General features: G+C 59.7%; 20 protein-coding genes. 12 read left to right on the forward strand and 8 right to left on the reverse strand.

Annotated features, from left to right (window positions below; translation table 11 throughout):
- Positions 1-1,167 carry a zinc-dependent alcohol dehydrogenase gene (locus BJP61_RS09175; protein WP_075193980.1) on the forward strand — a complete coding sequence of 389 codons (1,167 nt, stop codon included), beginning with the start codon at positions 1-3 and terminating at the stop codon, positions 1,165-1,167.
- Here BJP61_RS09175 and BJP61_RS09180 read toward each other — a convergent pair.
- Positions 1,157-2,308 (reverse strand): PatB family C-S lyase, encoded by a 1,152-nt coding sequence (locus BJP61_RS09180; protein WP_171998180.1) that lies wholly within the window; start codon positions 2,306-2,308, stop codon positions 1,157-1,159. The two genes, BJP61_RS09175 and BJP61_RS09180, sit on opposite strands and share 11 nt — an antisense overlap.
- 85 nt (positions 2,309-2,393) lie before the next feature.
- Here BJP61_RS09180 and cutC point away from each other — a divergent pair, with 85 nt between their 5' ends.
- The 4 genes from cutC (at position 2,394) to lysM (ending at position 7,505) form a co-directional block, all read left to right on the forward strand.
- Entirely contained in the window at positions 2,394-3,134 is a 741-nt protein-coding gene (gene cutC, locus BJP61_RS09185) for a copper homeostasis protein CutC (RefSeq protein WP_038862306.1), read from the forward strand.
- Between the two features lie 214 nt (positions 3,135-3,348).
- Positions 3,349-5,049 carry a molecular chaperone HscC gene (locus tag BJP61_RS09190; protein ID WP_038862307.1) on the forward strand — a complete coding sequence of 567 codons (1,701 nt, stop codon included), beginning with the start codon at positions 3,349-3,351 and terminating at the stop codon, positions 5,047-5,049.
- Positions 5,049-6,890, forward strand: coding sequence for a hypothetical protein (locus BJP61_RS09195; protein ID WP_171999289.1), 1,842 nt, complete (start codon positions 5,049-5,051; stop codon positions 6,888-6,890). The genes BJP61_RS09190 and BJP61_RS09195 overlap by 1 nt, the downstream gene beginning before the upstream one ends.
- A 168-nt stretch (positions 6,891-7,058) precedes the next feature.
- On the forward strand, positions 7,059-7,505 hold the full coding sequence (gene lysM, locus BJP61_RS09200) for a peptidoglycan-binding protein LysM (RefSeq protein WP_038862310.1): 447 nt from the start codon (positions 7,059-7,061) through the stop codon (positions 7,503-7,505).
- 41 nt (positions 7,506-7,546) lie between these two features.
- Here lysM and cmoB read toward each other — a convergent pair whose 3' ends face one another.
- The 5 genes from cmoB to BJP61_RS09225 all read right to left on the reverse strand — a co-directional run bounded on the left by cmoB (position 7,547) and on the right by BJP61_RS09225 (position 11,143).
- A complete protein-coding gene (cmoB, locus tag BJP61_RS09205) occupies positions 7,547-8,518 on the reverse strand; it encodes a tRNA 5-methoxyuridine(34)/uridine 5-oxyacetic acid(34) synthase CmoB (protein ID WP_161580149.1) in 972 nt (323 codons plus the stop codon).
- Positions 8,515-9,258, reverse strand: coding sequence for a carboxy-S-adenosyl-L-methionine synthase CmoA (cmoA, locus tag BJP61_RS09210; protein WP_038862312.1), 744 nt, complete (start codon positions 9,256-9,258; stop codon positions 8,515-8,517). The genes cmoB and cmoA overlap by 4 nt, the downstream gene beginning before the upstream one ends.
- A gap of 40 nt (positions 9,259-9,298) precedes the next feature.
- Positions 9,299-9,694, reverse strand: a complete 396-nt coding sequence (locus BJP61_RS09215; RefSeq protein ID WP_171998181.1) for an MAPEG family protein — start codon at positions 9,692-9,694, stop codon at positions 9,299-9,301.
- 67 nt (positions 9,695-9,761) lie between these two features.
- On the reverse strand, positions 9,762-10,580 hold the full coding sequence (locus BJP61_RS09220; RefSeq protein ID WP_038862314.1) for a DUF72 domain-containing protein: 819 nt from the start codon (positions 10,578-10,580) through the stop codon (positions 9,762-9,764).
- A complete protein-coding gene (locus tag BJP61_RS09225; RefSeq protein ID WP_075193976.1) occupies positions 10,577-11,143 on the reverse strand; it encodes a hydrolase in 567 nt (188 codons plus the stop codon). The genes BJP61_RS09220 and BJP61_RS09225 overlap by 4 nt, the downstream gene beginning before the upstream one ends.
- Before the next feature lie 266 nt (positions 11,144-11,409).
- Here BJP61_RS09225 and aspS point away from each other — a divergent pair, with 266 nt between their 5' ends.
- From aspS to ruvB, 6 genes are all read left to right on the forward strand, one after another.
- Positions 11,410-13,197: an aspartate--tRNA ligase gene (aspS, locus tag BJP61_RS09230; RefSeq protein ID WP_171998182.1), complete on the forward strand. Its 1,788-nt coding sequence runs from the start codon at positions 11,410-11,412 to the stop codon at positions 13,195-13,197.
- Positions 13,198-13,641 carry a dihydroneopterin triphosphate diphosphatase gene (gene nudB / locus BJP61_RS09235; RefSeq protein WP_075193974.1) on the forward strand — a complete coding sequence of 148 codons (444 nt, stop codon included), beginning with the start codon at positions 13,198-13,200 and terminating at the stop codon, positions 13,639-13,641.
- Positions 13,642-13,668: 27 nt separating this feature from the next.
- Positions 13,669-14,409: a YebC/PmpR family DNA-binding transcriptional regulator gene (locus tag BJP61_RS09240; RefSeq protein ID WP_004384823.1), complete on the forward strand. Its 741-nt coding sequence runs from the start codon at positions 13,669-13,671 to the stop codon at positions 14,407-14,409.
- Between the two features lie 34 nt (positions 14,410-14,443).
- A complete protein-coding gene (ruvC, locus tag BJP61_RS09245) occupies positions 14,444-14,965 on the forward strand; it encodes a crossover junction endodeoxyribonuclease RuvC (protein WP_032967022.1) in 522 nt (173 codons plus the stop codon).
- Positions 14,966-15,109: 144 nt separating this feature from the next.
- Entirely contained in the window at positions 15,110-15,721 is a 612-nt protein-coding gene (gene ruvA, locus BJP61_RS09250; RefSeq protein WP_171998183.1) for a Holliday junction branch migration protein RuvA, read from the forward strand.
- Positions 15,722-15,729: 8 nt separating this feature from the next.
- Positions 15,730-16,740 carry a Holliday junction branch migration DNA helicase RuvB gene (ruvB, locus tag BJP61_RS09255; protein ID WP_007775934.1) on the forward strand — a complete coding sequence of 337 codons (1,011 nt, stop codon included), beginning with the start codon at positions 15,730-15,732 and terminating at the stop codon, positions 16,738-16,740.
- An 84-nt stretch (positions 16,741-16,824) separates the two neighbouring features.
- On the opposite strand, the gene znuB is transcribed toward ruvB, so the two are convergent.
- Together znuB and znuC are read right to left on the reverse strand one after the other, a co-directional pair.
- A complete protein-coding gene (znuB, locus tag BJP61_RS09260; RefSeq protein WP_038862320.1) occupies positions 16,825-17,610 on the reverse strand; it encodes a zinc ABC transporter permease subunit ZnuB in 786 nt (261 codons plus the stop codon).
- Positions 17,607-18,362 carry a zinc ABC transporter ATP-binding protein ZnuC gene (gene znuC / locus BJP61_RS09265; protein WP_171998184.1) on the reverse strand — a complete coding sequence of 252 codons (756 nt, stop codon included), beginning with the start codon at positions 18,360-18,362 and terminating at the stop codon, positions 17,607-17,609. Before znuC ends, znuB begins: the two co-directional genes overlap by 4 nt.
- Positions 18,363-18,440: 78 nt before the next feature.
- Between znuC and znuA the strand changes: the two genes are divergently transcribed.
- On the forward strand, positions 18,441-19,385 hold the full coding sequence (znuA, locus tag BJP61_RS09270; RefSeq protein ID WP_171999291.1) for a zinc ABC transporter substrate-binding protein ZnuA: 945 nt from the start codon (positions 18,441-18,443) through the stop codon (positions 19,383-19,385).
- The last annotated feature ends 2 nt before the right edge of the window (positions 19,386-19,387 follow it).

The following is a 19,387-nucleotide window of genomic DNA, read 5'->3' on the forward strand; positions in this document are numbered from 1 at the left end:
ATGCGAGCACTCTGCTGGAATGGCGTGAACGATCTGCGAGTCGAGACCGTAAGCGACCCTGTCCTCGTTAACCCGCACGATGTGATCCTGAAGGTGGGGCTTACTACTACCTGCGGGTCCGATTTACACGTTATTGACGGCCTGATTCCGAGCATGGAAGAGGGCGATATTCTCGGCCACGAATTTATGGGCGAAGTGGTGGAAGCAGGGCCGGAGGTGAAAAACATCCGCCGCGGCGACCGCGTCGTGGTGCCGTCGTTTATCTCCTGCGGCTCCTGCTGGTTCTGCAACCACGGCCTGACCTCCTGCTGCGATAACACCAACCCGAACGCGCATATGCAGGAGAAAATTCTCGGCTACCCCACCGCGGGCATTTACGCCTACAGCCACGCCTTCGGCGGCTACGCCGGATCGCACGCCGAGTATGTGCGCGTGCCGTTTGCCGATAACGACTGTTTTGTGGTACCGGAGAGCGTTTCTGACGAACAGGCGCTGTTTCTCTCGGATGCAGCGCCGACGGGCTACATGGGCGCGGATTTCTGCAATATTCACCCGGGCGATACGGTTGCCGTCTGGGGCTGCGGCGGCGTGGGGCTGATGGCGGCACAGAGCGCATACCTGATGGGCGCGGAAAAAGTGATTGCCATTGACCGCTTCCCGGAGCGCCTGGCGATGGCGCGCGATATGGTGGGCGCTATCCCGCTCGACTATACCAAAGTGGATATCTACGAGGCGTTACTGGAGATTACCGGCGGGCGCGGCCCTGACAGCTGCATCGACGCGGTTGGCATGGAGGCGCACGGCGAGGGGCTCGAATATGCCTATGATCGCACCAAACAGGCGCTCAAAATGCACACCGATATCGGCGCGGCGCTGCGCCAGGCGATCCGCGCCTGCCGTAAAGGCGGCACGCTCGCTATTCTCGGCGTCTACGGGATGATGGACAAATTCCCGCTCGGCGTGGCGATGAATAAAGGCTTAACCATTCGTACCGCCCAGCAGCATGGGCAAACCTATATGAAACGCCTGCTGGATCACGCCTCGCGGGGCGAGCTGCGTACCGATTTTCTCGCCACGCACCGCTTCTCGCTGGAAGACGCACCGCGTGGCTATGAAATGTTTAAAAACAAAGAGGATGGCTGCGTGCGGGCGGTGTTTAAGCCCTGATGTCAGTGGCGTTGATCGCGCGCGTCAGGCGCGCGATCGCCTCCTCCAGCGTGGCGGCCGTGCAGCCAAAGTTAATCCGCACGTGCTGCGGGTCGCCGAAATCCGCGCCAGGTGAGAACCCAAGCCCCTGGCGTTTAAAAAAGCGCGTCGGATTTTCCACGCCGAGCCCTGACGCGTCCACCCAGGCGAGATACGTCGCCTCCGGCAGCAGCATTTCCATCCCCGGCAGCGAGCTTATCGCGGCGTAAAGCCTGTCGCGGTTGCGACGCAGGTAGGTTAGCTGCGCTTCGAGCCACGGTTCGCCGCCGCGCCAGGCTGCTTCGGCGGCGGTCAGCGCCAGCACATCCACATTCGGCACGATCCCGGCGCGCGCGTCACAAAAACGCTGGCGCAGCGCGGCATCCGGGATCACCGCCACCGACGCGCCAAGCCCGGCGATATTAAACGTTTTCGACGGCGACATCAGCGTGATGGAGCGCCGCGCGGCGTCTTCGCTCAGCGAGGCAAACGGTATATGACACACGCCCGGCTCAAGGATCAGATCGCAGTGGATTTCATCGGAGCAGACGATCAGATCGCGCTCCTGCGCGAACGCGAGCTGCGCCTCCAGCTCATCGCGACGATAAGCCGTACCGCCGGGGTTTTGCGGGTTGCAGAGCATCAGCAGCTTTTCACGGCCGGTAAGTGACGCGCGCAGGCTGTCGGTATTCAGCGTCAGGCGCTGCCCACGCCGCTGTAGCGGCGCGTTAAGCTGCGCGCGTCCGGCGAGTGCGGCGGATTTGCGAAACGGCGGGTAAATCGGCGTCGGCGCGATGGTCGTCTCGTCAGGGGCGGTAAACGCGCGCACCGACAGGTTCAGCCCGGCGACAATGCCTGGCAAAAACACCAGCCACTGCGGATCGACACGCCAGGCATAGCGGCGCTCGCACCAGTCGACAAACGCCTGCGCAAGCCCCTGCGGGTGCGCGCCATAGCCGAACACGCCATGTTGCACGCGCGCCATCAGCGCGTCGGTAATACAGGCGGGCGAACGGAAATCGGTGTCGGCCACCCACATCGGCAATACCGAGTCGTCATAGGCGTTCCACTTAATGCTGTCGCTGTGACGGCGGTTGATCTCTTCGTCGAAATTGAATGCCATGATAGGTTGTCCTGCTGAGAGAGAGCTTCCAGACTAAGTCGTTTGGCGGAAGCTGACCACTACTTTAATTTACAGGGAGTTACCCATGCCGTTACTGGAAATCTGCTGTTACAGCCTGGCGTGCGCGAAGACCGCGCAGGAGGCGGGCGCAGACCGCATTGAACTCTGCTCGGCCGTAAATGAAGGCGGTTTAACGCCGTCCGCAGGCGTGCTCAAAGGCGCGCGGGCGCAGATAACCCTTCCCGTTCATCCTATCGTGCGCCCGCGCGGCGGCGATTTTTGCTACCGCGCCGATGAGTTCGCCGCCATGCTCGACGATATCGCGTTTATCCGTGAACTCGGCTTTGCGGGGCTGGTGACCGGCGTGTTGAATGAAGACGGCGAGGTGGATATCGTGCGGATGCGCAAAATTATGCGCGCCGCCGACGGCATGGCCGTCACCTTTCACCGCGCCTTCGATATGTGCGCCAGCCCCTTGAAAGCGCTGGAAGAATTAACCGATCTCGGCGTGGCGCGCATTCTTACTTCCGGGCAGCAGGCGAGCGCGGAAAAAGGAATTTCATTAATTACGGAACTAAAGCGTAAGTCCCGTGCTCCAATCATTATGGCCGGTGCAGGGGTACGGCTCAGTAACCTCGACCTGTTTCTGGCGCAGGGGATCGACGAGCTTCACAGCTCAGCGGGCCTCCACGTGGCTTCACCCATGCGCTATCGCAATACCGGCGTCTCGATGTCATCGGACGCCAGCGCCGACGAATACTCCCGTTACCAGGTGGATGGCAACGCGGTAGCCGCCATGAAGGCGGCGATGTTGTCAGCGCGCTGATTTTTGCCCTCAGTTTTTACCGCGCATCATGTCGCCCAATATGATGCTTGCTCGTACCAGGCCCCGGTCTTTTGCCGGGGCTTTTTTTATGCCTGACGCCTGGGGACTACCAAATCTGGTCGCCGTCTTGTCTTTCGGGGCGGGCTCAAGGAAGATGCCACGCAGTGTCAGTTTCTGTCGCAGACAACAGCATAGCCTGAAAAGGGAGAACAGGATGATCGTCGGCATCGATCTCGGTACCACCAATAGCCTCGCCGCCGTCTGGCAGGATGGCAGCTCGCGGCTTATCACCAACGCGCTGGGGGAGTTACTTACGCCGAGCGTCGTCGGCCTTGACGACGAAGGCCGCGTACTGGTCGGCAAAGCCGCGCGGGAGCGCCTGCATACGCACCCGCATCTCACTACCGCGCTTTTCAAGCGCCATATGGGCACCGCCTGGAGTGCCCGGCTCGGCGATAAGCTGTTTCGCGCTGAGGAGCTGTCGGCGCTGGTGCTGAAAAGCCTTAAGGACGATATCGAGCGCGCCTGCGGCGAGCCGGTGACCGAGGCGGTGATCAGCGTGCCGGCCTATTTCAGCGACGCGCAGCGCAAAGCCACAAAGGTGGCGGGCGAGCTGGCGGGGCTAAAAGTTGAAAAACTGATTAACGAGCCGACTGCCGCGGCGCTGGCCTATGGCCTGCACCGCCAGGGCGAGGAGGGCACATTTCTGGTGTTCGACCTCGGTGGCGGCACCTTTGACGTCTCGGTGCTTGAGCTGTTTGAAGGCGTGATGGAAGTGCGCGCCAGCGCAGGCGATAACTTTCTTGGCGGCGAGGATTTCGACCAGGCGCTGATCGACTTTTTCGTGTCGCGCCAGATGGCCGCCGGCGGCCTGCCTGACCCGACCGCGTACACCCACGCGCTGCGCCGCGAGGCCGAGCGGGTGCGTCAGACGCTCGGCGAGCAGCACACCGCGACGTTTACGCTGCGCGCTGAAGAACAGATCTGGAGCGAGACGATTCATCAGGGCGAACTGAATGAGATTTTCGCGCCGTTGCTGGCCCGTCTGCGCCAGCCGATTGAGCGCGCGCTGCGTGACGCCCGCATCCGGGTGGCGGATCTCGATGAAATCCTGCTGGTGGGCGGCGCGACCCGGATGCCGCTGGTGCGCCGTCTGGCCGCCAGCCTGTTTGGCCGTTTTCCGTCGGTTTCCATTAACCCGGACGAAGCGGTAGCACTTGGCGCGGCCGTACAGGCCGCGCTGAAAAAACGCGATGCGGCGCTTGAGGAAGTGGTGCTGACCGACGTCTGCCCGTATACGCTCGGTATCGAAACCGTTAAGGCGTTTGGCCGCCATCATGACGAGGGCCACTATCTGCCTATTATTGAGCGTAACGTGGTGGTGCCGGTGAGCCGCGTGAAAACCGTCAGCACGCTCTACGATAACCAGACGATGGTAGCGTTCACGATTTATCAGGGCGAGAGCCGCCTCGTGAAAGACAACATTGAGCTTGGCCATATGCGCGTGCCGGTGCCGCCAAAACCGGAGGGCGAGGTCACGCTGGACGTGCGTTTTACCTATGACGTTAACGGCATTCTGGAGGCGGAAGTCACCGTGCCGCTGACCGGCCAGCGCCATCAGCTGATTATCGAAAATAATCCCGGCGTACTGACGCCCGAGGAGATAGCCCAGCGGCTGTCGGAATTGCAGGCGCTGAAAATTCACCCCCGCGAGCGCCAGCCTAACACTCATCTGCTGGCCCGCCTTGACCGGTTATATCAGGAAAACACCGGCGAGTTGCGCGAAGAAATCAGCTATCTCGGCGCGCGTTTCCAGCAGGCGCTGGAGAGCCAGGATGATGCGCGTATCGACAAGGCGCGCCAGGAAATTAGCCTGCAGGCTGACGCTATCGAAGCCGGGATGTGGCTCTTCTGATGCGTTTTCTGGATATTCTCGGCCTGGAGCCCGGCGCGGATGAGCGCGCCATTAAACGCGCCTACGCAAAACAGCTCAAAACCTGCCGTCCGGATGAAGACCCGGAAGGCTTTCAGCAATTACGTGACGCCTATGAACAGGCGCTGGAATATGCCCGCGAGCGTTGGGACGACGAGCCAACGGATGACGTGACGGATGAGCCGTTCGCGCCTGACAATGTGGCGCAGACGCCAGACGCGCCGGACTTCTCGCGGCGCTTTCATCATGAAGAGCAGAGCGCCAGCGAGCCTGAACCCACGCGGCCGCCGGACATCGACCCTGCGCCGCCCAGGCGCGACAGTACACGGCGCGTTGACCAGTGGCTCGACGGGCTTACTGAAGCAAACCTCAATGCGCGCTGGCTCCAGGCGCGGGCGGTGGGCGAGGGCGTCGCGTTTGAAAAAGCGGTGCTGGCGCGCTGTCTGTCGCATTCCGCTTCCGGCGAGCCGGGCCTTGTCGCGCACGCCCAGGCGCTGTTCCAGTGGCTGACGGCCGGGCAAACCCTGCCGCTTGATAACGCGCAACAGACCCGGTTGCGCGGCGTGCTGCTGGCACCTTATGCCGCTGAGATGGCGGCGGCGCTGGCGGAAGGCCAGGACGGCCATTATCTCGCGCGCCTGCGTGCGTTAGCGCATACGCCCTGGCTGCAAAGTTATGATGGTCAGCTTCAGTTGCAGCGCCTGGCGCTGACGCTGCTCGATGACATGCCCGAATGGTCCACGTCGCGGTTCGCCGCGTTGTGCACGCTGTTTTACTGGGATGAGGCGCGCGGCGAGCGGCCCGACCTGCCGGAGCTGTGGACGTCGATCATTGCCCGCGACGAAGATGAACGGCTATTCGCGACGCTTACGGCGCAGCGCGACGCGCCGGACGACTCTTCGGCGCACCGGGCGGCGCGTATGGTGCTGCGCGAGCAGGATGAAGACGCGCGAATGCTGGCGGGGCTCGACTATACCGATGACGACTGGGCTGCCTGCGCGAGGCTGACCGACCGGCTGGAGATTGGTCATCCGGCGCTCATCCCGCGTTTTGTGGGCGTGGATATCCACGCCTGGGAGCAGACGTCTCATAAGCTTAACAACACGAACGTGCCGATGTTGCGCAGCCTCTGGTTTATCGGGCTGATGATGGCGACGTTCGGCTGGATGCTGCCGGCGATTTACGACGGCACGATAACCCCCTTGGGCGTGGTGCTGCGCGTGCTGGTGGCGCCGGTGGTGGCGATGGTCGTGGGCGCGGTGCCGCTGGCGCTGTGGTCTGGCTTCACCCGGTCACTGTCAGGTACCGACACGGCGCTGAGCGAACGACTGCTGCCGCGGTTTATCTACTCGCCACGGCGCAAACGCTGGCGGCTTCTCGCGCATGTCATTCCGTTCTGTGTCGTCAGCGTGGTTATCGCGCTGATCTGCGGCCGGCTCGCGATGGGGATCTTTGTGACAGTCACGCTGCTGCTCGCCTGGACCGATCTCTGGCGCTACCCCGGCGCGCTGCAACGCTTTCGCAAAAAGCCGGCACCGAAACGCGGCGGCATGAAGAAGCAGGTGCTGCTGGCGCTGCTGTTTTTCGCCATTATTACCGGCGTGCGCGCGCTGCTGCCGGGAGCGACACCTGAAGCCCCAAAAACGGCGCCGACCGTTTACCACGGCGAGGCGACGCGCGGTCACGTCGGGCCTGCCAGGGTGGCGCAGAATTCGTGCGACACGCCGCCAGCGGTGCCGCCACTGTGCCGTAACCTGAACGATCCGCAGGCGTGCAGCGAGCGGGTAAACCACGACTGGTACGAACGCTGCGCGCCGCGCTAAGCACAACACACCAGCCCGGCACCGCCGGGCTTTTTTTGTGTGATAGCAAGGTGCGGCGTCGCGCTTGCGGCTGGCTGTTCACTTTTAACGCAAACGGTACGCTACCGCCTGGTTTATTTCGCCGTTTCTTTGCCACACTTCTCAGGTGAATTTTTTTGAGGAGGAATTATGGGCTTACTGAATTTTGTCAAAGAAGCGGGCGAGAAAATCTGGGACAGCGTCTCCGGGCATAACGATGCGGCGCAGCAGAACGCCAAAGTGCAGGAGCACCTGAAAAAAACCGGCATCCCGGACGCCGATAAAGTGCAGGTGCAGGTCGATGACGGCAAAGCGACCGTGACCGGTCAGGGCTTAAGCCAGGAGGCCAAAGAGAAAATTCTGGTGGCGGTAGGGAATATCGCGGGCATCGGGCATGTCGATGATAACGTGGCGGTGGCAAGCCCTGCGCCGGAAAGCCAGTATTACACGGTGAAAAAAGGCGACACCCTGAGCGCGATTTCTAAAGAGGTTTATGGCGATGCGAACCAGTATCAGAAAATTTTTGAAGCCAATAAACCGATGCTGACCAGCCCGGAAAAAATCTATCCGGGCCAGGTGCTGCGTATTCCGAAATAACCGTACGCCTCCCGCTCATACCGGGCGGGAGGCGTTGTCAGTCAGGGCTTGCGGGCCACCAGCACGGCGCGCAGCGGGGCAGGGTAGCCTTCGCGGGTTTTCGTGGCATCCTGAGGATCGAGGAAATCCGCCAGCGACTCCGTCTGCATCCAGGCGGTGCGGCGCTGCTCTTCCACCGTGGTGACCGAGTAATCCGCAATGCGCACATCCACAAAACCGCATTTTTCCAGCCAGTTTTTCAGCGCCGGCGCGGACGGAATAAAGTAGACGTTACGCATCTGCGCGTAGCGCTCGCCGGGCACCAGCACTGTGTTTTCATCGCCTTCCACCACCAGCGTTTCCAGTACCAGCTCGCCCTCTTTCACCAGCTGATCTTTAAGCTGCCAGAGATGCTCCAGCGGCGAGCGGCGATGGTAGAGCACGCCCATAGAAAAGACGGTATCGAACGCATTCAGCGCGGGCATCTGCTCAATGCCGAGCGGTAACACGTGCGCGCGGTTATCGCCGCCCAGCAGCTTGCGTACCGCCTCAAACTGGCACAGGAACAGCTGCGTCGGATCGATGCCCACCGCCAATTGCGCGCCTGCGCCGACCATGCGCCAGAGGTGATAGCCGCTGCCGCACCCCACATCGAGAATAGTGCGGCCAGCAAGCGGGGTGATATGCGGCAGCACGCGATCCCATTTGAGATCGGAGCGCCATTCGGTGTCGATATCGATGCCATAGAGCGAAAATGGCCCTTTGCGCCACGGCATCAGCGTACGCAGCAGTTGTTCGATACGCTTGCGCTGACCGTCGCTGAGCGGCGTATCGCTCTGCGCGCTGACGCTGTGCAGCAGGTCAAGCTGATCCGGCACCAGCGCCGGCAGGTTATCGAGAGAATTTTTCCACTGCTTAAACTGGCCGTGCAGGGCGTCGCGCTGCCAGGCGGCGACCTGAGCGGGCAGCGTTTCGAGCCAGTGCGCGAGCGGGCCGCAGGCTATCTGCTGATAAAACTTACCGAAATCGATCATGCCGCGCTCCCGGCTTTCAGCGCTACCAGCGAGCCAAAGTTAAAGCACTGGAACCAGAGTTCGCTGTGCTCAAAACCGGCCTGACGCAGGCGCGCTTTGTGGGTTTCCACGGAGTCGGTCAGCATGACGTTTTCCAGCATGCTGCGCTTCTGGCTTATCTCCAGCTCGCTGTAACCGTTGGCGCGCTTGAAATCATGGTGCATGTTAAACAGCAGCTCGCCGACATCGCTGTCTTCAAAACTGAATTTTTCAGAGAGCACCAGCGCGCCGCCGGGGTTAAGCCCCTGATAGATTTTATTGAGCAGCAGCTGACGGTCGTCCGGATTCAGGAACTGGAGCGTGAAATTGAGCACCACCATAGAGGCGTTCTCAATGGTGATATTGCGGATATCGTCTTCAATCACCTCCACCGGCGTTTTCGCCTTGAACGCGTCGATATGGCGACGGCAGCGCTCCACCATAGCGGGCGAATTGTCCACCGCGATAATCTTACAGCCATCGTGATGCACGTTGCGGCGCACCGAGAGGGTGGCGGCGCCGAGCGAACAACCGAGGTCGTAGACCTGGCTTGCGGGCTGGACGAAACGTTCCGCCAGCATGCCAATCATGGAAATGATATTGGAATAGCCCGGCACGGAACGCTGGATCATATCGGGGAAGACTTCAGCCACCCGCTCATCGAAAGTCCAGTCGCCCAGACGGGCGATGGGCGCGGAGAACAGCGTGTCGCGATTAGACATAGCGTAAATCCTGGGGAAAACGAAAGGGGCGTATTTTGCGCTAATGGAACGAGAAAACCAACTCCCAGGGCATATACAAGATGTTGGCCAGCACCATCAGCAGCAGCGCGATATACGTAGCGCTCATGCCGCTGCGCCGCCAGCGTAACAGCCGGTGATGGAAGCCGTAATAATGCATCAGACGACCGACCAGCAGCAGCAGGCCGCAGACGTGCAGCATCCAGTTCTGCGCGCCGTTCATCTCCATAAAAAGCAGCAGCAACAGGCCGATGGGCAGGTATTCCACGGCATTGCCGTGTATACGGATAGCGCTTTGCAGCTCGCTGAAACCGCCGTCGCCATATGCGACGCGATACTGCATCCGCAGGCGAACCACATCGAAAGAGAACTTCATCAACAACAACGCACCCAGAACCGCATAAAGCGCGCTTACCATAGAAACTCCGTTTAACGCTGTTAATGGCGCCCTTATGATAGCGTGGCGCGGGCATATTGTCGCTGCCCTAAAAGAGGGTGTCCTGGTGTGGGATGGCGGGTTCATCGCCAAGCGTCGGCAGCGCCTCGCGAAGCGCGGGCCAGAGCGTATGCACCAGCTCCGGGGCGTGTTCGATGTCTGGCGTGTGTAAAAAGAGATAAGGCGTCGTGGTCTGCTGCCATAGCGCGAGTTTGGCGAGCCATACGGTGAAGAAATCGGCGTTTTGCGTCATATCGTCGCTGCCGATAAACCGCACCATCGGATGTTGCGCCGTGACCAGCGCGTGAACCGGTACTTTGGGTTTTTTCCGCTGGGCGTCGATAACCGCCGGGCTGTGCGGTTTGGCGGCATGCACCGGGCGGCTGTCGAGCATCACGCGGTTAACGCCGCGTGCGATAAGCCCACGGTTCAGCGCCAGTTCCGCCTCGCCTTTGGCGAAGAAATCGGGATGGCGAACTTCCACCCCGTAGGTAAAATCGCCGGGCAGGGCGTCAAGAAACGCCCAAAGCGCAGGCAGATCGCGCGGGCCGAACGCGGCGGGCAGTTGCAGCCAGTACTGGCCGATGCGGGCGTCAAGCGGCGCCATGCGGGCGAAAAACTCGGCGGTTAAATCATCGCAGTGGCGCAGCGCCGCATTGTGCGAAATGGTGGCCGGAAATTTAAAACAGAAGCGGAAGTCATCGTGGGTCTGCGCGTACCAGCGCCCGACGATCTCCGCCTTCGGCAGCGCGTAAAGCGTGGTGTTGCCTTCCACGCAGTTAAAATGCCGGGCGTAATCTTCGAGCGATGTAATGCCAAGCCGCACCCATCTCGGGTGCGACCACTGCGGCAGACCGAGATAAATCATAGGGCTGCGAGGATCTCCTCTGTGGAACGAACCCGCCCGATGCGCGGGAAAATATGCGTCATGCTGCCGTCGTGCTGGTCAGCGTCGGCCGCGGAGCAGGCGTCTTCGGCAATCACCAGTTCAAAGCCCATCTCCCAGGCGTTGCGCGCGGTGGATTCCACCCCAATGTTAGTAGAAATGCCGCACAGGATAATGGTCGTGATGCCGCGACGACGTAATTGTAGCTCCAGATCGGTGCCATAGAAGGCGCCCCACTGGCGTTTCGTCACTTCGATGTCGGTGTCGCGTTTGCCGAGCGCCACCGGATAGTGCCACCACTCTTCGGGCAGCGTTTGCCCGGCGATGGGGGAATCCACTGGCTGCTTCAGCGCTTCGGCGAAATCTTCAGACCAGCCGACGCGCACCATCACCACCGGCGCGCCGACGGCGCGGCACTTTTCAGCCAGCCGTGCGGCGCGGGCAACGACATCCGCGGCGCTGTGCGGGCCGCCCGCAAAGGGAAGGATGCCTTCCTGTAAATCGATAACCACCAGCGCGGTGGTAGCGGGATTGAGCGTTAACATAGAGTCTCCCCTTAAAAGCGTGTTTCGGATGAGTACCTTACTGGCGTCGCGCGCCGGACGGTTGTCTATTTTTGTTAAATTTTGTGAGAAGCGGCAATTTACGCGCAGCAATCGCGCGGGCGCGCGGCTTCGGGCTTATCGCGGCGCGGAATTTCCAGTATAATAGCCCCCTTTTTTCATCCAGTAGTGACATTCAGCCAAAGCTGCGACAGTGGTGCCTGCAGGGCAGGCGACAAACGGCCTGCGGCTAAATTAAGGGATATCTCATGCGTACAGAATATTGCGGGCAGCTCAATCTGTCCCACGTCGGACAGCAAGTGACTCTGTGTGGTTGGGTCAACCGTCGTCGCGATCTCGGCAGTCTGATTTTTATCGACATGCGCGACCGTGAAGGCATTGTTCAGGTGTTCTTCGACCCGGATCGCGCTGACGCCTTCGGCCTCGCCTCTGAACTGCGTAATGAGTTCTGCATTCAAATCACCGGCACCGTGCGTGCGCGCGACGAGAAAAACGTCAACCGCGATATGGCGACCGGCGAAGTGGAAGTGTTCGCCACCGAACTGACCATCATCAACCGCGCCGAGCCGCTCCCGCTCGACTCCAACCAGGTCAACAGCGAAGAAGCGCGTCTGAAATACCGCTATCTTGACCTGCGTCGCCCGGAGATGGCGCAGCGCCTGAAAACCCGCGCGAAAATCACAAGCTTCGTGCGTCGCTTTATGGATGACCACGGTTTCCTCGACATCGAAACCCCGATGCTGACCAAAGCCACGCCGGAAGGCGCGCGCGACTACCTGGTGCCATCCCGCGTGCACAAAGGCAAATTCTACGCGCTGCCGCAGTCGCCGCAGCTCTTCAAACAGCTGCTGATGATGTCGGGCTTCGATCGCTATTATCAGATTGTGAAATGTTTCCGCGACGAAGACTTACGTGCCGACCGTCAGCCTGAATTCACCCAGATAGACGTTGAGACCTCCTTCATGACCGCGCCGCAGGTGCGTGAAGTGATGGAAAATCTGATTCGTAAGCTGTGGCTGGACGTGAAAGGCGTCGATCTGGGCCAGTTCCCGATCATGACCTTCGCCGAAGCCGAGCGTCGTTACGGCTCCGACAAACCGGATCTGCGTAACCCGATGGAGCTGGTGGATGTTGCCGACCTGCTGAAAAGCGTCGAATTCGCGGTATTTGCGGGCCCGGCGAACGATCCGAAAGGCCGCGTCGCCGCGCTGCGCGTACCGGGCGGCGCTCAGCTGAGCCGCAAGCAGATTGACGACTACGGCAATTTCGTCAAAATTTACGGCGCAAAAGGCCTGGCATACATCAAAGTCAACGAGCGCGCGAACGGCCTTGACGGCATCAACAGCCCGGTCGCCAAATTCCTCAACGCAGAAATCGTAGAGGCTATCCTTGAGCGCACCGGCGCGCAGGACGGCGATATGATTTTCTTTGGCGCAGACAACAAAAAAGTGGTCGCCGACGCGCTGGGCGCGCTGCGTCTCAAGCTCGGTAAAGATCTCAGCCTCACCGACGAAACCAAATGGGCGCCGCTGTGGGTTATCGACTTCCCGATGTTTGAAGATGACGGCGAAGGCGGACTGAGCGCGATGCACCACCCGTTTACCGCGCCGAAAGACATGACCGCCGACGAGCTGAAAGCGGCGCCGGAAGAGGCCGTGGCGAACGCTTACGATATGGTTATCAACGGTTATGAAGTGGGCGGCGGCTCGGTGCGTATCCACCGTGGCGATATGCAGCAGACTGTGTTTGGCATTCTCGGCATCGACGAGCACGAGCAGCGCGAGAAATTCGGCTTCCTGCTGGATGCGCTGAAATTCGGTACGCCGCCGCATGCGGGTCTGGCGTTTGGTCTCGATCGCCTGACCATGCTGCTGACCGGCACCGATAACATCCGCGATGTTATCGCCTTCCCGAAAACCACCGCCGCGGCGTGCCTGATGACCGAAGCGCCGAGCTTTGCGAACCCGACCGCGCTTGGCGAACTGGGTATCGCGGTGGTGAAGAAAGCATCCAAAGAGTCTTTGGAGAACGAATAAATGCCCTTCAAGCGTCCCGTTTCAGTGCTTGTCGTGATCTATGCGCAGGACACGAAACGGGTGCTGATGTTGCAGCGGCGCGACGATCCTGATTTCTGGCAGTCGGTCACCGGCAGCCTGGAAGAGGGGGAGACCGCGCCGCAGGCCGCCGCGCGCGAAGTAAAGGAAGAGGTCTCTATTGACGTTGCCCGCGAGCAACTGACCTTGATGGACTGTCAGCGCACGGTGGAGTTTGAAATTTTTAGTCATTTACGTCATCGCTATGCGCCGGGGGTGATGCGTAATACGGAGTCCTGGTTCTGTCTGGCCTTGCCGACGGAGCGGGAGATCGTATTTACCGAACACCTGACCTACCGCTGGGTTGACGCGGCCGATGCGGCTGCGCTCACCAAGTCCTGGAGCAACCGGCAGGCGATTGAAGAATTTGTTATTAACGCCGCCTGAAAAGGCGCGCTTTCTGGAGATATTTTTATGGCAGGTCATAGTAAATGGGCCAACACCAAACACCGCAAAGCGGCACAGGATGCCAAGCGCGGTAAAATCTTCACTAAAATTATTCGCGAGCTGGTAACCGCAGCGCGTCTGGGCGGCGGCGATCCGGGATCTAACCCGCGTCTGCGCGCGGCTATCGATAAAGCGCTTTCCAACAACATGACGCGTGACACCTTAAACCGCGCTATCGCGCGCGGCGTGGGCGGTGACGAAGACGCGAACATGGAAACCATCATTTATGAAGGTTACGGCCCGGGCGGCACCGCGGTAATGGTCGAATGTCTCTCTGACAACCGTAACCGTACCGTTGCCGAAGTGCGCCACGCGTTCAGCAAGTGTGGCGGCAACCTCGGCACCGACGGCTCCGTCGCCTACCTGTTCAGCAAGAAAGGGGTCATCTCTTTTGAAGCGGGCGATGAAGACACCATCATGGAAGCGGCGCTGGAAGCAGGCGCGGAAGATGTGGTGACCTACGATGATGGCGCTATCGACGTTTACACCGCCTGGGAAGAGATGGGCGCGGTACGCGACGCGCTGGAAGCGGCGGGCCTGAAAGCAGACAATGCCGAAGTCTCCATGATCCCATCGACCAAAGCGGATATGGATGCGGAAACCGCGCCGAAACTGCTGCGTCTTATCGATATGCTGGAAGACTGCGACGACGTGCAGGAGGTTTACCACAACGGTGAAATCTCTGACGAGGTGGCGGCGACGCTCTGATGAGCGTAGCCACTACGTCTGCGGGAGACGCGTGATGTCGATTATTCTCGGGATTGACCCCGGCTCACGCGTCACCGGTTATGGCGTTATCCGTCAGACCGGTCGGCAACTGACCTATCTCGGCAGCGGCTGTATCCGCACGAGCGTCACCGATCTGCCCTCGCGCCTGAAGCTTATCTATGCGGGCGTCAGCGAAATCATCACCCAGTTTCATCCTGACTATTTCGCCATCGAACAGGTGTTCATGGCGAAAAACGCCGATTCGGCCCTGAAACTCGGTCAGGCGCGCGGCGCGGCGATTGTCGCGGCGGTGAACCACGACCTGCCGGTGTTTGAATATGCGGCGCGTCAGGTGAAGCAAACGGTCGTCGGCATCGGCAGCGCGGAAAAAAGCCAGGTGCAGCATATGGTGCGTACGCTGCTGAAACTCTCCGCCAACCCGCAGGCGGATGCGGCGGATGCATTGGCTATCGCCATCACCCATTGTCACGTCAGCCAGAATGCGGCGCAGGTCAGCGAATCGCGTCTGAATCTGGCGCGCGGTCGACTGCGTTAACGGTAAAAGGATTTACCGTTCCTTTGCGAGACGCCTCGCAACATGCACATCCTCTTCGCTGCGGCGATTTCTCGACTGGATATCTGTCCAGCTTTTTTTATATTATAGCCAGCAACTTTCTTAAGCCCCATGCAGGAGCGCAACGTGATAGGCAGACTCAGAGGCATCGTACTGGAAAAACAGCCCCCGCTGGTGTTACTGGAGACGGGTGGCGTCGGTTATGAAATCCATATGCCGATGACCTGCTTTTATGAATTGCCGGAAACCGGCAAAGAAGCGGTGGTGTTTACGCATTTTGTGGTGCGTGAAGACGCGCAGTTGCTGTTCGGCTTTAACAATAAACAAGAGCGCACGCTGTTTCGTGAGCTGATTAAGGTCAACGGCGTCGGGCCGAAGCTTGCGCTGGCTATCCTTTCCGGGATGTCGGCCCAGCAGTTTGTTAACGCCGTGGAGCGTGAAGAGCCTGCGGCGCTGGTGAAGCTGCCCGGTATCGGCAAGAAAACCGCCGAGCGTCTGGTGGTCGAGATGAAGGACCGCTTCAAAGGTCTGCATGGCGATCTCTTCACGCCGGCGGCGGATCTGGTGCTGACGTCGCCGGCAAGCCCGGTGGTGGACGATGCCGAGGCGGAAGCCGTTGCCGCGCTGGTATCGCTGGGTTATAAACCTCAGGAAGCCAGCCGTATGGTCAGTAAAGTCGCGAAGGCGGACGCGAGCAGCGAAATGCTGATTCGTGAAGCGCTGCGCGCGGTATTGTGAGGTAGAGGATGATTGAAGCAGACCGCCTGGTGGCGCCGGGCAGTATCGTGGCGGAAGAGGTGGCCGATCGCGCCATTCGCCCCAAATTACTCGAAGAGTACATCGGCCAGCCGCAGGTGCGTTCCCAGATGGAAATCTTCATCCAGGCGGCGAAGCTGCGCGGCGACGCGCTCGATCATCTGCTGATTTTCGGCCCGCCTGGGCTTGGGAAGACGACGCTCGCCAATATCGTCGCCAACGAGATGGGCGTGAACCTGCGCACCACCTCCGGGCCGGTGCTGGAAAAGGCGGGCGATCTCGCGGCGATGCTCACTAATCTTGAGCCGCATGACGTTCTGTTTATCGATGAAATTCACCGTCTTTCGCCGGTGGTGGAAGAAGTGCTCTACCCGGCGATGGAAGATTATCAGCTCGACATCATGATCGGCGAAGGCCCGGCGGCGCGCTCTATAAAAATCGATTTGCCGCCGTTTACGCTGATTGGCGCTACGACGCGCGCAGGCTCGCTCACTTCTCCGCTGCGTGACCGCTTCGGGATTGTACAGCGCCTGGAGTTCTATCAGGTGGCGGATCTTCAGCATATCGTGAGCCGCAGCGCGCGCCATATGGGCCTTGAGATGAATGACGAGGCGTCCTTTGAAGTGGCGAAGCGCTCGCGCGGCACGCCGCGTATCGCCAACCGTCTGCTGCGCCGCGTGCGTGATTTCGCTGAGGTGCGTCACGATGGCGTCATCAATCAACATGTGGCGTCTCAGGCGCTCGATATGCTGAATGTTGATGCCGAAGGCTTTGATTACATGGACCGCAAGCTGCTGCTGGCGGTCATTGATAAATTCTTCGGCGGCCCGGTGGGGCTCGATAACCTGGCGGCGGCCATCGGGGAAGAGCGCGAAACGATTGAAGATGTGCTGGAGCCGTTTCTTATCCAGCAAGGGTTTTTGCAACGCACGCCGCGCGGTCGTATGGCGACCACACGCGCCTGGAACCATTTCGGTATTACGCCGCCGCAGATGCCGTGACATCGCTGATGTGAGTGAACGACATGCATAAAAAAAGCGCCCTCAGGGCGCTTTTTTGTTAACCGTTTCTCCGGGTAGACCAGATCAGGCTGGCGGGCGTTTCGCCATGCTGAAAATAAAGAGCAGCGCCGCGCACAGCACTACCGATGGCCCGGCAGGCGTGTCATAAAACGCGGAAAAGGTCAGGCCGCCGGTTACCGCCACCATACCGAGCGCCACCGCCACACCGGCCATCTGTTCTGGCGTACGAGCAAAGCGGCGGGCGGTTGCCGCCGGGATAATCAACAGCGAGGTGATTATCAGCGCGCCGACAAACTTCATCGCCACGCCGATGGTCAGCGCCGTCACCATCATCAGCAGGATCTTCACGCGCTGTAAGCGCACGCCGTCGACAAAGGCGAGGTCGGGGCTGATAGTCATCGACAGTAAATTGCGCCATTGCCAGAACAGCACGCCGAGCACCACAACAACGCCAAGCCCGACAGAGAGCAAATCAGCAGGCGTCACCGCCAGTAAATCGCCGAACAGATACGCCATAAGGTCAACGCGGATATTGCCCATCAGGCTCACCACCACCAGCCCCAGCGACAGCGCGCTGTGCGCCATAATGCCGAGCAGCGTGTCGATAGCGAGATGCGGGCGTTTCTCAAGCCATACCAGCCCGCCGGCCAGCAGCAGGGTCACGACGATCACCGCATAAAACGGATTGACGTCCAGTAACAGCCCGAACGCGACGCCAAGCAGCGAGGCGTGCGCCAGCGTATCGCCGAAATAGGACATCCGACGCCAGACCACGAAAGAGCCCAGCGGGCCAGCGGCGCAGGCCAGCAGCATACCGGCCATCCAGCCGGGAAGCAGAAGTTCAATCATAACGAGCCATTTCCCTTGCGCAGAATAATCCGTCCCTGCAAATCGTGACGGTGGTTATGGTGATGACGGTAAATCCCCAGTTGTTCAGCGCCGCGCGGGCCAAACATAGAGATAAATTCCGGATGGGTGGAAACAACTTCCGGCGCGCCGGAGCAGCAGATGTGATGATTCAGGCACAGCACCTCATCAGTTTTAGCCATAACCAGATGCAGATCGTGTGAGACCATAAGCACGCCGCAATTAAGCTCGTGGCGCAGCTGGTTGATGAGATCATAAAGCGCGACCTGACCGTTCACGTCTACCCCCTGTGTCGGTTCGTCGAGCACCAGGAGCTGCGGCTGGTTGAGCAGGGCGCGTGCCAGCAAAACTCGCTGGGTTTCGCCGCCGGAGAGTTTCTGCATCGGCGCTTCGATAAGATGGCCTGCCTGCACGCGTTTCAGCGCCGGCAGGATATCCGCTTTGCGGGTGCCGGGGCGCAGGCGCAGGAAACGACTCACCGTCAGCGGCAGGGTGGCGTCGAGGTGCAGCTTTTGCGGCACATAGCCGATGCGCAGGTTGCGTTCACGCTTGATAACCCCCTCATCGGGTGCTACCAGCCCAAGCACCACTGTCACCAGCGTCGATTTCCCGGCGCCGTTCGGGCCGAGCAACGTCAGGATCCGTCCACCCTGGAGTGTTAAAGAAATGTCAGATAAAACGCGGCGTTGCCCGAAGGAGACGCTGACGTTCTGAAGCGATACGAGATTAGTCATGGCAATTTAGTTATTGCAGAAATTATCGAATGTTATAATATCACACTTCCAACATTCATAACGATGATAAGTCGCATTATGTTACATAAAAATACGCTTCTTTGCGCTGCGCTCGGCGCAGCAATCATCGGTGGCACCGCCACCTCCGCACAGGCCGCCGTTGTCGCTTCGCTTAAGCCGGTGGGCTTTATAGCCTCCGCGATTGCCGATGGCGTTACGCCAACCGAAGTGCTGCTGCCGGACGGCGCGTCGGAACATGACTACGCACTGCGTCCGTCTGATGTTAAACGCTTACAGAAAGCGGATTTAGTGGTCTGGATTGGCCCCGATATGGAAGCCTTTATGGATAAGTCCGTCAAAGCGCTGCCGTCACAAAAAAATCTGGCGCTGGCCGAGCTTGCCGCTGTAAAACCGCTGCTGATGAAAGGCGCTGATGATGACGATCACGACCATGATGAACATGCGCATCATGGCGAAGAAAGTGACGAACATCACCATCATGGCGATTATAACATGCACATCTGGCTGTCGCCGGAAATCGCCCGGGCCTCGGCGGTTGCAATCCACGAAAAATTAGTGGAACTTATGCCGCAAAGCAAAGCCAAACTGGACGCCAACCTCCAGCGCTTCGAGGCCGAACTGGCCCGAACAGACAAACAGGTGGCGAACGAGCTGGCACCGCTGAAAGGGAAAGGATACTTCGTTTTTCATGACGCCTACGGCTATTACGAAAAACATTACGGCCTGACATCGCTCGGCCATTTTACCGTCAATCCCGAAATCCAGCCCGGTGCGCAGCGTTTACATGAAATAAGAACACAGTTGGTTGAGCAAAAAGCCGAGTGCGTTTTTGCTGAGCCACAGTTCAGGCCAGCGGTGATTGAAGCCGTTGCCAGGGGCACGAAAGTTCGAATGGGAACACTCGACCCGCTGGGAACGTCTGTCAGCCTGGGCAAGGACAGCTATATGCAGTTCCTGACTCAGTTATCTAACCAATATGCCAGCTGCCTGAAAGGAGATTAACG

It is taken from the genome of Cronobacter sp. JZ38 (genome assembly GCF_008932145.1).
Taxonomy (GTDB): Bacteria; Pseudomonadota; Gammaproteobacteria; order Enterobacterales; family Enterobacteriaceae; genus Cronobacter; species Cronobacter muytjensii.